This is a genomic window from Corynebacterium efficiens YS-314, assembly GCF_000011305.1.
GTDB lineage: Bacteria > Actinomycetota > Actinomycetes > Mycobacteriales > Mycobacteriaceae > Corynebacterium > Corynebacterium efficiens.
Map to the genome: position 1 here is coordinate 1,388,451 of NC_004369.1, position 13,802 is coordinate 1,402,252.

General features: G+C 64.5%; 12 protein-coding genes. 9 read left to right on the plus strand and 3 right to left on the minus strand.

Going from position 1 to position 13,802, the window contains the following annotated elements:
- Window positions 1-51 precede the first annotated feature (51 nt).
- On the minus strand, window positions 52-2,079 hold the full coding sequence (locus CE_RS06650; RefSeq protein ID WP_006769286.1) for an alpha-1,4-glucan--maltose-1-phosphate maltosyltransferase: 2,028 nt from the start codon (window positions 2,077-2,079) through the stop codon (window positions 52-54).
- A gap of 135 nt (window positions 2,080-2,214) precedes the next feature.
- Between CE_RS06650 and CE_RS06655 the strand changes: the two genes are divergently transcribed.
- The 7 genes from CE_RS06655 (at window position 2,215) to CE_RS06685 (ending at window position 9,402) form a co-directional block, all read left to right on the plus strand.
- Window positions 2,215-3,078 carry an ABC transporter ATP-binding protein gene (locus CE_RS06655; protein WP_006769287.1) on the plus strand — a complete coding sequence of 288 codons (864 nt, stop codon included), beginning with the start codon at window positions 2,215-2,217 and terminating at the stop codon, window positions 3,076-3,078.
- 65 nt (window positions 3,079-3,143) lie between these two features.
- Window positions 3,144-3,953, plus strand: a complete 810-nt coding sequence (locus CE_RS06660; RefSeq protein ID WP_006769288.1) for an NUDIX hydrolase — start codon at window positions 3,144-3,146, stop codon at window positions 3,951-3,953.
- 24 nt (window positions 3,954-3,977) lie between these two features.
- Entirely contained in the window at window positions 3,978-5,156 is a 1,179-nt protein-coding gene (locus tag CE_RS06665) for a class I SAM-dependent methyltransferase (protein ID WP_011075392.1), read from the plus strand.
- A gap of 171 nt (window positions 5,157-5,327) precedes the next feature.
- Window positions 5,328-6,110, plus strand: a complete 783-nt coding sequence (locus tag CE_RS06670) for an electron transfer flavoprotein subunit beta/FixA family protein (protein ID WP_006769291.1) — start codon at window positions 5,328-5,330, stop codon at window positions 6,108-6,110.
- A 58-nt stretch (window positions 6,111-6,168) separates the two neighbouring features.
- Complete coding sequence (locus CE_RS06675; protein WP_011075394.1) at window positions 6,169-7,122, plus strand: electron transfer flavoprotein subunit alpha/FixB family protein; 954 nt, start codon at window positions 6,169-6,171, stop codon at window positions 7,120-7,122.
- Window positions 7,123-7,223: 101 nt separating this feature from the next.
- Window positions 7,224-8,345, plus strand: coding sequence for a cysteine desulfurase family protein (locus CE_RS06680; protein WP_006769294.1), 1,122 nt, complete (start codon window positions 7,224-7,226; stop codon window positions 8,343-8,345).
- A gap of 40 nt (window positions 8,346-8,385) precedes the next feature.
- Complete coding sequence (locus CE_RS06685) at window positions 8,386-9,402, plus strand: hypothetical protein (protein ID WP_011075395.1); 1,017 nt, start codon at window positions 8,386-8,388, stop codon at window positions 9,400-9,402.
- Window positions 9,403-9,409: 7 nt separating this feature from the next.
- On the opposite strand, the gene CE_RS06690 is transcribed toward CE_RS06685, so the two are convergent.
- Window positions 9,410-10,282 (minus strand): spermidine synthase, encoded by an 873-nt coding sequence (locus tag CE_RS06690; protein WP_006769296.1) that lies wholly within the window; start codon window positions 10,280-10,282, stop codon window positions 9,410-9,412.
- Window positions 10,283-10,316: 34 nt separating this feature from the next.
- Window positions 10,317-11,462: an ATP-binding protein gene (locus CE_RS06695; RefSeq protein ID WP_006769297.1), complete on the minus strand. Its 1,146-nt coding sequence runs from the start codon at window positions 11,460-11,462 to the stop codon at window positions 10,317-10,319.
- Between the two features lie 195 nt (window positions 11,463-11,657).
- Between CE_RS06695 and mnmA the strand changes: the two genes are divergently transcribed.
- The gene (gene mnmA / locus CE_RS06700; RefSeq protein WP_011075396.1) at window positions 11,658-12,755 is read left to right on the plus strand and encodes a tRNA 2-thiouridine(34) synthase MnmA; all 1,098 of its coding nucleotides are present in this window, start codon (window positions 11,658-11,660) and stop codon (window positions 12,753-12,755) included.
- 1 nt (window position 12,756) lies between these two features.
- On the plus strand, window positions 12,757-13,764 hold the full coding sequence (locus CE_RS06705) for a hypothetical protein (protein WP_006769299.1): 1,008 nt from the start codon (window positions 12,757-12,759) through the stop codon (window positions 13,762-13,764).
- Window positions 13,765-13,802: the final 38 nt, after the last annotated feature.

A 13,802-nucleotide genomic window follows, 5' to 3' on the forward strand; every position in this document is an offset into this window, starting at 1 on the left:
TGGGTTTGACTGTTTCGACGCTACCGCAGTTCGGGCGCCCGCGTACGGGATCTATGCGCGGTACTTGTCGATCTGACGCCAGGCCAGACGCTCACGACGTGCTGCCGGCAGCTCCGGGAGGACGAAGATGTGGGCCACATCCTTGAGTGGTTCCAGGCGGACGAAATTGGTGGCACCCCAGGTGTAGGTGACCCCGGTGATCGCGTCACGGACCTCGAAGGTGGCGCCGGGTTCCCGGCCCAGGGCGGTCAGATCCAGATTGACCGTGGCCTCACGGGCGGACCGTGGATCCAGGTTCACCACCACCAGGACGGTGTTGCCGGTGAGAGCGTCGACCTTGGAGTAGACAATGATCTGATCATTATCCGCCTCATGGAAGTGGATGTTGCGCAACTGCTGCAGGGCGGGGTTGGCACGACGGATCTCGTTGAGGGCGGTGATGTAGGGCTCCAGGGAGTCACTGGTTTCCAGCGCGGCCTCGAAATCACGCGGGCGCAGTTCGTACTTCTCCGAATCCAGGTACTCCTCCGAACCGGGCTTGACGGCCTGGTGCTCGAAGAGTTCATAACCGGAGTACACGCCCCACAACGGGGACATGGTGGCGGCCAGCGCGGCACGGATGGCGAACATCGCGCGGCCCCCGTGCTGCAGGGAGGCGTGGAGGATGTCCGGTGTGTTGACGAACAGGTTCGGGCGGGAGATGTCGGCCATCTCGGCGATCTCGGTGGCGAACTCGGTGAGCTCCTCCTTGGAGACCTTCCAGGTGAAGTAGGTGTAGGACTGGGAGAAACCGATCTTGGCCAGGCCGTACAGGCGCGCCGGGCGGGTGAAGGCCTCGGCGAGGAAGATGACATCGGGGTCGGTCTCGTGGATCTCGGAGATCAGCCACTGCCAGAAGTTGGCGGGCTTGGTGTGGGGGTTGTCCACGCGGAAGGTGGTGACACCCAGGTCCACCCAGTACTTCACCACACGGTAGACCTCCTTGTAGATCTTCTCCGGGGCGTTATCGAAGTTGAGGGGGTAGATATCCTGGTACTTCTTCGGGGGGTTCTCCGCATAGGCGATGGTGCCGTCCGGCAGTACGGTGAAGAACTCCGGGTGCTCCTTCGCCCACGGGTGGTCGGGCGCCGCCTGCAGGGCGAGGTCGAGGGCGACCTCGAGGCCGAGTTCCCCGGCGCGGGCCAGCAGCTTCTTGAAATCCTCCTCGGTGCCCAGCTCGGGGTGGATGGCGTCGTGGCCACCGTCCTTGGAGCCGATCGCCCAGGGGGAACCGACATCATGGGGTTCGGGGGTGAGGCTGTTGTTGCGGCCCTTGCGGTTGACCTCACCGATCGGGTGGATCGGGGGGAAGTAGACGGTGTCAAAACCCATCGCGGCCACGCGGTCGAGGGCCTTGGCGGTGGTGGCGAAGGTGCCGTGGACGGGGTTGCCGTTGGCGTCCCAGCCGCCGGTGGAGCGGGGGAACAGCTCGTACCAGGAGTTGACCAGAGCGTCGCGACGCTCCACCTTGACCTGCAGGTTCTCACCCCGGGTGAGCAGTTCGCGCAGTGGGTAACGCTCCAGCAGCTGCGTGGTCTCGGCGGAGATCCCCGGGGCGATGCGGGCGCGGAGGTTGCCGTCACCACGCAGCGAGACCGCGACGTCGAGAAGCGTCTCGCGCTCACCCTCGGGCAGGTTCTCCGCGGCGCGCTCGAACAGGCGCGCACCGTGCTCGAGATCGTTGTAGAGCTCGCTGGCTGACTGACCGGCCTCGATCTTGGTGGTCACGGCGTGGCGCCAGGTGGCCATCGGATCGGACCAGGCATCGACCCGGAAGGTCCAGGTGCCGGGAACATCGGGGACGAAGAAGGCGTTGACCTGGTCCTGGTTGCCGGGGGTCTGCCGCATGGGGATCTGGATCGGGTCGGCGGCCACGGAGGATTCCGCCGGGCCCTGGACATTCAACGTCGCGGAGATGGCGTCATGGCCCTCGCGCCAGGCGATCGCAGAGACAGGCACGATCTCGCCGACCACCGCCTTCGCCGGGTTCTTATCCAGAAGCTGGGGGCGAACATCATCGATACCGAGACGACCAGTCACAGTTTTCTCCTCATTAGCGGTGCAGATTCAACACGGACTTGTAGCAGGCGACGGGGGTGGCGATCACCCCGGTCGAACCCTGCCAAAATCTTAGACGAGCTGTGTCAGTTCCACACGGGACCGGGGAAATCGGACATGATGGAGGATGTGAATGACGCAGCGACTGAACTTCAAGAGGATTACAACGAGGATCTCCTCATCGACTTCCAGGGTGTGACCTTCACCCGCGATAACCGGAACCTCGTCGGCCCCGTCGACTGGCAGGTCGAACTGGACGAACGCTGGGTGATCATCGGGCCCAACGGTGCGGGCAAGACCACCCTGATCCGCATGGCCTCCGCCGAGGAATTCCCCTCCGCCGGTCGTGCCCGCATCATGGGGGAGCTCGTGGGAAAGACCGACATGCGCGATCTGCGTGGCATGATCGGCGTGAGCTCCTCCGCCCTGGGCAACCGGATCCCCGGGGATGAGAAGGTCAGTGACCTGGTGGTCTCCGCCGGTTACGCCATCCTCGGTCGCTGGCGTGAGGAGTACACCGAGATGGACTTCAACCAGGCCACGGAGATCCTCGAACGGGTCGGTGCCCTCCACCTCGGTGACCGCACCTGGGGAACCCTGTCCGAGGGTGAACGCAAGCGCGTGCTGGTTGCGCGTGCACTGATGATCAACCCGGAGCTGCTCATCCTCGATGAACCAGCCGCCGGCATGGATCTGGGCGGGCGTGAGGATCTGGTGAACTACCTCGGTGAACTCGCACTGGATCCGGATGCCCCGGCGATCGTGATGATCACCCACCATGTGGAGGAGATCCCCACCGGTTTCACCCACGCCCTGCTGTTGGATGAGGGAGAGATCGTCGCCCAGGGACTCATCGATCAGGTGCTTACCGACGAGAACCTGTCCACAACCTTCCACCAGCCGATCCAGGTGGACCGCATCGGGGATCGGTACTTCGCACGGCGTGTCCGCCGTGCACGGACCCGTCGCGCCAAGAGCTGAATATAAACCGGCGGGGTGGCTTCCCTAGACTTGTTCATGGTTGATCGAGAAAGTGTGGTGCAGGCATGGTGATGGAGGGATTGGGCGGTCGTAGACTGGCTGCCACCGTCCTGCTGGTCCGGGACGGTAACTTTGAGGGGAAGCCGACACTCGAGGTCTACATCCAGGAACGGGTGTCCACCATGCCGCACTTTCCCCGCGCCACGGTCTTTCCCGGTGGTGGCGTCGATCCACGTGACTTCCCGGATTTCTCCGCCGGGCACAGCCCCGATATCTGGAAGGGCCCTGATGCCCTGGAGTGGGCGCAGCGCCTGGGCACCACCCCGGAGGTCGCCTATGCCCTTGTCTTCGCCGCGGTGCGTGAACTCTTCGAGGAGGCGGGTACCCTGCTGGCGGAGCACCGCGATGCCGGGGAGCTGGTCCAGGATGCCAGCCGCTACCACTCCTACCGCGCCAGGCTGGAACGCCACGAGATCTCTCTGACCGAGATGCTCACCCAGGAGAAACTGGTCATCCGCACTGACCTCATCGTTCCGTTTGCCCGCTGGGCCAGCCCCGAGGGGGACAAGGCCCGGTTTGACACCTTTTCCTTCATCGCCGTTGAACCGGACGGCCAGCACGCGGACGGTAACACCCGGGAGGCATCCTCCACCGGGTATTTCCCACCCGATCTCGTCCTGGAGGGGTGGCGCGCCGGGCTGCTGCGACTGGTCATCCCGACCTGGGCATCGCTGTATGAACTCTCCCAGTTCACCAGCACCGCCGAGCTCATGGACGCGGCAGAGGACTTCGACATGACCCCGGTGATCGATGATGCCGTGCGCAATCCCCGCTACCGGGAGTTCTACGAACTGCACCGGATCGAACGCTTCTGATCTGCCACCCCATACACTGGGGCAATGAGTTTCAACGCTGATGAGGTGCGCTTCCTCATCGACAACCTCCCGGACATCGATGCCGCCACGGGCGATCTGGCGCTGACGAAGAAGACCATGATCTCGGATGTGGCCGCACTGCGTGCCCGATTCGGCGAACACGGCAGGGCGGTGGCGGAACTGGCCGGGGCACGTCGTTCGGTGGCGGGCAAACTACCCGTCGACTGGCTGATGTGCCATGATTCCGCGCAGCAGGCCACCCCGATGCAGGTTTCCGGGGTCCGGGCCCGGCGTCTGGTGACAGCACTGGGGGAGGGGACCACCGCCGTGGATGTCACCTGCTCCATCGGTACGGAGGGACATGCCGTCGGGCAGGTCGGTATGGGGTATATCGGCTCCGACCTCGACCAGGCTCGTCTGTTGATGGCGAGATACAACCTGGGTGGGGGCGTCGACAAGCACCCGCCGCACCTGCTGCGTGCCGACGCCCTGGCACCCGCGGTGACCGGCGCCGATGTGATCATCGCCGACCCCGCACGCCGGGCGGGCGGGCGACGCATCACCGACCCAGCCCAGCTGCTGCCCCCGCTGCCGGACCTGCTCACCGCGTGGGAGGGCCATGCGATGGCGGTGAAATGCGCGCCCGGTCTGGATTTCTCCGGATGGACCGGTCTGGTCAGCCTGGTCAGCGTGGACGGTGGGGTGAAGGAGGCCTGCCTGTACACCCCTGATCTGGCCGACGGGGAGACCCGTGAGGCGGTGATCCTGCGGGGCGATCGGATGGACAGGATCACCGATGCCCTCGACGATGCGCCCGGCGAACAGCTGGCACGCGAACCGGGGGAGTTCATCATCGACCCTGACGGTGCCGTGGTGCGCGCCGGGTTGGTGCGCCACTATGCGGTGCGTGAGGGTCTGTGGATGCTGGATGAACGCATCGCGTATCTGACTGGTGACCGGATCCCGGCCGGCACCAGTGGGTTCCGGTTCATCGAGCAGGTACCCCTGAAGAAACTGAAGGGTGCTCTGACTGCACACGGGGCGGGATCCGTGGAGATCCTCGTGCGGGGTGTGGATGTGGACCCGGACCAGCTGCGGAAGAAGCTGGGTTTGAAGGGGGACCGGGCGATGTCCGTGGTGATCACCCGCATCGGTTCTGCCGGGGTGGCACTGGTGTGTGGGGCCCGCGAATGGAACGGGTGAATCTCACATTGTGCAACGTGCAGGACTTTAGATAGTCTGGCTTGAATAGACTGTTCTGTCTAGGGTGGGCTGGGGTGACGGGTTGTCCCGCGGGGTGACCGGAGCCGTCCGCGTACCATGGTCGGAGAGTTTGAATTCTTCCTGAGAGCAACTGTTGAAAGGTGAGTGTGGATGTCCACAATCGTGGTGCTGGTGAAAAACGTTCCAGACACGTGGTCAAAGCGGACCCTGGAGGCCGACTTCACCCTCGATCGTGAGGGCGTTGACGAGGTCCTGGATGAGATCAACGAGTTCGCACTCGAACAGGCCCTGCGACTCCGGGAAGCCAACCCGGGTCACAAGGTGGTGGCACTGTCCGCCGGCCCTGAATCCGCTGATGAGGCACTGCGCAAGGCCCTTTCCATGGGTGCGGATGAGGCCATCCTGCTCACCGATGGGGCACTGGCGGGTTCCGATCTGCTGGGCACCGCCTGGGCGTTGAACAACGCCATCAACACCATCCCGGATGTCTCCCTCATCGTGGCCGGAGCGGCTTCGTCCGATGGTTCCATGGGTGCGCTGCCGGGTGTGCTGGCCGAGTACCGCCAGGTGCCTGCACTGACCGGACTGTCCAGGGTCGCCATTGAGGGTGCTGACGTGACCGGCACCCGTGTGGATCACCGCGGCAGCTTCGAGCTCAAGGCCGCTCTGCCTGCGGTGGTCTCCATCACCGATAAGGCCGACAAGCCCCGTTTCCCGAATTTCAAGGGCATCATGGCCGCGAAGAAGGCGACCATCGCGCGCCTCAACCTGGCGCAGATCGGTGTCACCCCGGAGCAGGTCGGCCTGGCACACGCGGCAACCGCCGTGACCGCCGCATCCGAGCGTCCGGCACGTACCCGCGGTGAGGTCATCAGCTCCGGCGATGCCGCGGCACGGATCGCCGAGCACCTGGCCGCCGACAACGTGATCTAGTTTGTGATCTAGTTCCAACCCGATCAACACCCCTCAAATCCTGTAGGAGAAACGTTTCATGTCTACTGCTTATGTCCTGGTAGAGCAGAACAACGGCCAGCTGGATCACGTCACCGCTGAACTGATCACCGCAGCCCGCGTGCTCGGTGAGGTCACCGCCGTGGTGGTCGGCGAACCCGGCACCGGCCAGGGCCTGGCTGCCGAGCTCGGTGCCCTGGGTGCCTCCGTGGTCGTGGCCGCCGAGTCCCCGTCCGTGACCGGACGCCTGGTGCTGCCCGAGGTGGATGCCCTCCACATCCTGGCAGCCCACAACCCGGGCCCGATCGTGCTGTCCGCCAACCTCGGTGGCAACGAGATCGCAGGTCGCCTCGCGGCCCGCCTGGCCTCCGGCGTGCTGTGCGATGTTGTCGGCATCAACGCCGACCGCACCGCCGACCAGTCCATCTTCGGTGACACCATCCAGGTGTCCGCCGCCGTGGGTGGTGCGTCCCCGATCTACACCCTGCGCGCCGGTGCCGTCGCCGGTGAGCCGGTCGCTGCTGCCGGCACCCTCCAGACTCTGGAGCTGCCCGCCGCCACCGCCAAGGACGTCACCGTCGTGTCCGCCACCCCGGCCGAGCGTGGCGACCGCCCCGAGCTGCCCCAGGCCAAGGTGGTCATCGCCGGTGGTCGCGGTGTGGGGTCCGCCGAGAACTTCAAGACCGTTCTGGAGCCGCTTGCCGACGTCCTCGGTGCCGCCGTGGGTGCCACCCGCGACGCCGTCGATCTCGGCTACTACCCGGGTGAGTACCAGATCGGCCAGACCGGTGTGACCGTCTCCCCGGATGTCTACATCGGCTTCGGCATCTCCGGCGCGATCCAGCACACCTCCGGTATGCAGACCGCCAAGAAGGTCATTGTGGTCAACAATGACGAGGATGCCCCCATCTTCGACATCGCTGATCTCGGTGTTGTGGGAGACCTCTTTGATGTGGCTCCTGCGCTGCTTGAGGAGATCAACAAGCGCAAGTAGGATCACGTACCGAATAAACATGGGCCCGACGGTGTTGTCACTGTCGGGCCCTTGTTGTTCCATCTCCCATAACTAACTGAAGCAAGAACCGAAGAAGGACCGTGGATACTTTCTACCTCGACCATGCCGCCACCACCCCGATGCGGGCCGTCGCCGCCGACACCTGGATGGAGCATGCCCAGGCACTCAACCCGGGTGGTCAGTACGGCTCGGGACGCAGGGCGCGCAGCGTGGTGGATACAGCCCGCGAGGAGATCGCCGAGCTACTGGGCTGTGAACCCATCGAGGTCATCTTCACCGCCTCCGGCACCGAGGCTGACAACCTCGCCATCCAGGGCCTGTACCGTGCATCGCCGATGAACCGGATCGTGTCCACCCCGATCGAGCATCCCGGCGTCCTGGAAACCGTCAAGGCCCTCGGGACGGAGGGGGCACAGGTGGACCTGCTGCCGATGGGTGGTGATGGCCGTGTCTCATCCTTTGAGGCGTTGGCCCAGCCCGCCGCGGTGGCGACGATGATGTGGGCGAATAATGAAACCGGAGCGATCCAGCCGGTGGAGCAGTTCATCGCCGCGGCGGGGGAGACACCCACGCACATCGACGCCGTGCAGGTGGTGGGCCATCTGCCGGTGGACTTCCATGCCCTGGGCGCGACCACGCTGGCGGCATCCGCGCACAAGTTCGGTGGCCCCCGGGGTGTGGGTCTGCTCCTGGCGCGTCGCTCCCCGGCACCGTCTGCGGTGTTGCATGGCGGTGGACAGGAACGCGGCATCCGCCCCGGTACCCTCGACGTCGCCGGTGCGGCCGCCACGGCCGCAGCGCTGCGGGAGGCGGTGGCCGAGATCGACACCGAGCTCGCCCGCCTCAGCGCCCTCCGCGACAGGCTTTACGACGGCATCCTGTCCCTGATCGACAACGTCCTGGTCCACACCACTGAGCCCGCGTTGCCGGGACACCTGCACCTGTCCTTCCCCGGCGCGGAGGGGGACAGCCTGATCATGCTCTTTGACTCCATGCGCATCGAGGCCTCCACAGGATCCGCCTGTTCCAACGGCGTCAACCGCGCCAGCCATGTCCTGCTGGCCATGGGCATCTCCGAGTCCGATGCCCGCGGTGCCATCCGTTTCACCCTGGGTCGGACCACCACCGAGGCCGATGTGGAGGCTGTACTCACGGTGATCACCGATGTGGTGGCACGGGCACGCACGGCCGGGTTGGCTTGAACAACTGACACCCCAGGGCAACACCACTATCCTGTGAGCCGTGAGTATCGTAGATCAATTGTTAGCGGGACCTCGTGGCAGGCAGCTACTCTTCAACCTCCTGCAGAACTGCGGGGATCAAAGACGATTGGCTCGCGCAGTTGTGGATGTTATGAACCGTGATGCCACCCCAGCTGCACTGGTACGACTGGTTGCTGAGATACAGCAGGTGTCTCTACCGGAAAAGTTCAGTGATGGCATCCTCACTGATTGCGTGAAGACATCAGTTGAAAGCGCGGTGTACTGGGAATCGCCAGATGAAGAGGAAAGAGTCTTTCAGTATCCGGAGGTACGTACCGCCCTGCTGCCTATCGCGCAGGTGGTGGCTATTAGTCCTGCAACTACGTGGTGGGCGCAGGAATTCACCCCTGATGATCAGGTCTGGGTCGGTCGGGGAAGGACCTGGGACGCTCTTCCTGAACATCCGAATCAACTGGGGGCAGACCCGACACGTCTTGAACAGTGGCGGAAATGCGCAGAAGAAAAAGAACTATCGCCCGAGCACTTCAGCGGTCGGTGGTGGTCCGTTCCCACAGAAGGATCTGTTCCCACCAGCAGGGCCCACCGGGGTGCAACCGGCCTCTGGTGGGAGGAAGATACCTTCGGATACGAATTCGCCGAGGTGATCAAGGTGAGCGTGGCCCCCGATGCCCGTGTGTTTACCATCTACGGGGAATCAAGTTGGGCCAGGCTCTGCCATGACTATCCCCTGGATGTCACCGCGTTGAAACAGTACGACTGGCAGGCAGTCACCGGACTCTGTAGGCCCTGGGTCATGCCTGATTGGAGCGAGGTGCTCCGGGATTTCGATGTTGTCCATCTCACTGTGGCGGGCTACCTAGGTACCGCAGGACGCGCCATCGAGATCGGAAAGGGGGCAGTGTCTGTAGTGGCAGGATGGGCGCCGGGGGAGACCTACTGGTTGAACAATAAGGCTGAGCTGGGTAGTACCATCACCCGCTGGGAGGCGAGAAGAACCCCGGAGTACAGAACCGAATGGCACCAAGTCGGCGCCTGAGTCACGGTTACTCCGTCACCATCTCGTCGCGCCGGGGATGGGCACCACTGGCGAAGCGGCGGACCCATTCCTCGTCTTTGTAGTGGGCCGGCACACCGCCGCTGAGTAACTCCCGGGTGATGGCTGCTGTCTGGGGCGAGTGGGCGTCGAAAAGCTCCCGGTCGGAACCGAAGAGGATGATGTTGCCGTAGCGGCGTCCCTTGAGCATCGGGGGATCGGCGATGACCGCGACGTGGTCAAAGACCTCCATCATCCCGGCGAGCTCGCTCTTGGCGCCGCGCAGATCGGAGTGGTCGCCGCAGTTGGAGACATACAGCCCGCCCGGTGCGAGGCCGCGGTGGCAGTGTTCGAAGAATTCCACGGTGGTCAGGTTCTCCGGTGTGACGGCGCCGGCGAAGGCATCGCGGATGATGATGTCGCGGCTGGCCGGGGTGAAGGCTTCGGCGACTACGCGGGCGTCATCGACACGGATCTTCACCCGGGGTGCACGGGGGATGTCGAACCATTCCCGGGCCAGGCGGGCGAGTTCACCGTCGAGTTCGACGACGGTGTTGCGTGACTGCGGGTAGATGTCCGCGAAGTAGCGTGCCATGGTGCACGCCCCGCCGCCGAGGTGGGTGATGCGGAGTTTGTCGGTGTCCAGGAATTCATCGGTGAATGCGCGGGTGCCGGTGGCGATCCAGCGCATGTATTCGAACACCAGGGCCCGGGGTTCGCCGAGCACGATGTGGGAACTGGGGACACCGTTGACGCTGATGAGCCAGCCGTCGGTGGTGTAGAAATCCGGCTGGAGCTCGATGAGGGAGTAGTCACCCTCATAGGTGCCGGCGACGGGATTGGCATTGGTGATGTCGGGGGAGGTGTTACGTTTACGGGCCACGGTGCGGGGTGTGTTCTTTCTGTCCGGGTGGGTGCTAGAGCGGGCGGTGCTGGGGGTTGGCCAGCAGATGCTCGCGCATATAGGGCAGCACGAAGTTGAGATATCCGTACTTCGGGACGGTCAGCAGACCACGGCGCAGCAGCTGTCGACGCTGCACGGACAGGGCGTTGGGCTTGACTTTCATCAGTGCGGCGATGTCGCCGGTGGCCACCATCTCACCGTTGTCGGATAATTCGGCAATGGCATAGAGGATAGTCAACTCACCGTCGGGAACAGAATGCAGTGATGGTTCATGCACCTGCATGCCCATGCGGCGGATGACCTCGTCGCGCACGGACTCCACCTGCCTGGTGGTGATGTGGTCCGTCTTGTCCAGGGTTGCGCGTGCCCAGGCCAGGGAACCGGTCAGCTGCATGGAATAGGGATAACCGACGCTGATGTGGGCGGCCAGTTCGGCGGCGTCCCGGTCGATGCGGCGACCACCGGCGGTGGTGGTCTCGAGGAACATCGCCACCGAATCGGCGTGATCAACCTCGCCCAGGTGGATGCGCTCAGCGCGCCGGAGGAAGGTGGTGCCCTCGTGTTGCAGCAGCCTTTCAACACCCTCGGGAAGGCCGGCAGCCACCAGGGCGATATCGAAGTCATCGCGCAACAGATCCTGCACTGCGGTGGCCAGTTCGTGGAGGTGGTTGATGTCCGTGCTCTGGAGTTCATCGAGGGTGATGAGGATGCCGGATGCGCGCTGACGGAGGAGGGTGGCCAGTTCCCGGAGCCTGGAGATCAGAGTCGGGGTGGGATGGGAGTGATCGGGATCGGCGGCGGTGGTGATCTGTCCGATCCCTGAGATGGACACACCGGTGAGCATCCGCTTGTCACCGGGCCCTGTCTGATCCCGGATGGCTTCGGGCAGGGTGGTGTTGGTCAGCGTGTCCAGCATGGAGGAATCAGGATAGACACGCAGCTTCACCCAGCCCTGTGCGGCGGCGGCATCCTCGAATTCATTGAGCATGACGGTTTTCCCCATGCCACGCGCGCCGGAGATGAGCAGGGCCCGGAAGGGGCTGCCTGGTCCCTCGGCCAGGCCCAGGGTGAAGGATTCGAGCAGGGAATCGCGGCCCGCCAGGATCGTCGGTGAGACGCCGAAGGTGGGGCGGAAGGGGTTGGCTCGGGTGGGATGCATGATGGTCCTCGAGGGTTGGTTTTAGATCTATAAGAAGTGTAGTGGTCTTTTAGATCTTTAAGAAGTGGGACTCTGCTTTAGATCTGGTAGAACTGAGCGGTGATTGTGGCTTTCGGGGAACACAAAGATACGCTACGAGGTTGAACAACGGTGACATGGCCTCTGGGGGCCGGGACGACAATACGAGGGGAGATCATGCGGGTTCTCGCAGCAATGAGTGGAGGCGTTGATTCCGCGGTGGCGGCATCGCGCGCGGTGGCAGCAGGCCATGAGGTGGTCGGGGTGCACCTCGCCCTGTCCCGGGATCCGCAGAGCGTGCGTGAATCCTCCCGTGGTTGCTGCTCCCTGGAGGATTCCGCCGATGCCCGCCGTGTGTGCGACAAGCTTGGCATCCCGTTCTATGTGTGGGACTTCTCCGACAGGTTCAAGGAGGATGTCATCGATGATTTCATCGACTCCTACGCCATCGGTGAAACCCCCAACCCCTGCCTGCGCTGCAACGAGAAGATCAAGTTCGCAGCCTTGCTTGAGCGCGGTATCGCATTGGGTTTCGATGCTGTGGTCACCGGCCACTACGCCCGCCTGACCCAGCCCGCCGACGGCGGGGACGGCTACCTGCGCCGTGGTGTCGACATGAACAAGGACCAGTCCTATGTTCTGGGTGTCCTCGGTGCCCATGAGATCGCCCACTGTATGTTCCCGGTCGGTGACACCGTCAAGCCGGAGATCCGCGAGGAGGCCGCCGCCTCCGGGTTCTCCGTGGCCAAGAAACCTGATTCGTATGACATCTGTTTCATCCCCGACGGCAACACCCAGGCGTTTCTGGGCAAGCACATCGGTCTCCGTCCGGGCATGATCGTCGACCGGGAGGGCACCACCCTGCGTGAGCATGCCGGCGTGCATGAATTCACCATCGGTCAGCGCAAGGGACTTGACATCAAGGAGCCCGCTGCTGATGGCCGACCCCGCTACGTCACCGATATCGACGCTGCCACCGGCACCGTCACCGTCGGTTCGAGGGAGGATCTGGAGGTCGGGGTCATCCATGCCGACCGCCTGAAGTTCCTCCACCCCGCCATGGACGGCGAGCTCGACTGCGAGGTCCAGGTGCGTGCCCACGGAGGCGTCGTCAAGTGTCACGCGCGCATCGACCGCACCGCCGACACCATGCGCCTCGACCTGGCCGAGTCCCTCTCCGGCGTGGCCCGTGGTCAGGCGGCCGTGCTCTACCTGCCCGACCCGGAGGGCGATATCGTCCTGGGGTCCGGCACGATCTGCGGCACGGAGGCATAGCATGGCCGCCTACGGTCTGGGGGAGCTCCCCGGCACCTCGATTGCCGAGGCCGCCGACATCATCCAGGGCGAAACCGGCGACCTGCTGCACCTGCCGCAGCTGCCCTCCCGCGGCCTGGGTGCCGACGCGATCGGCCGGAGCGTGGGGCTTATCGACGCCCTCACCGTCGCACGTGGGGCCCGCTCCTGGGTGCTCAGCGCCCGCCCGAGCCGGCTGACACACAGGACGCGCGACTACCTCAGCATGGATCTGGACACCTGTGAAGAGGTCTGGGGCACCTCCCGGGACCACATCAAGATCCAGGTCGTCGGCCCCTGGACCCTCAGTGCACGTATCGAACTGCCCAACGGGCACCGCGTGCTCACCGACCACGGTGCGATGCGTGACCTCACCGGGGCGCTCATCCTCGGTATCCGGGAGCATGCGGCGGAGGTGGCCCGGAGGTTCCGGGCCCAGGTGTCCGTCCAGATCGATGAGCCGGACCTGGCGGTCATTGCTTCCGGAGGGCTGGAGGGTACCTCCACCTTCGACACGATCCGGCCGGTCAACTCCGCTGATCTCACCGAACGCCTGAATGGCGTGTTCGATGCGGTGCGCAGTGAGGGGATCGAGCACACCTACCTCAACCTCACCGGGCAGACACCCCTGTGGGAGGTGGCCAGGGGAGCGGGTGCGGAAACGGTCCAGGTGACTCTGGACCGCGTGACGGGCAATGAGCAGCTAGACGGTTTCGGGGAGACCATCACCGGAGGGGTGCGCATCGGCCTGGGCATCACGGGTCCGGGGGACCGGGTGGATGAACTCCTGGAAGTACCCCGAGTGCGCGCTGTTGAGGTGGCCAGGTTCTTCGATCATCTCGGGGTGGACCGTGCTCATCTGGTCGACCGGGTGGATGTGCATCCGAAGGCCGGCCTGGGTGCTGCTGGCACACTGGACCCGGTGGTGGGGGCGTACCGCATGGCCCGTGTGGTGGCGGGAATGCTGGAGAGGGATTCCGGGGACCTGTAGGCGGCATATGCCCTGGTCACGCCGGGCGGGGGCACCCG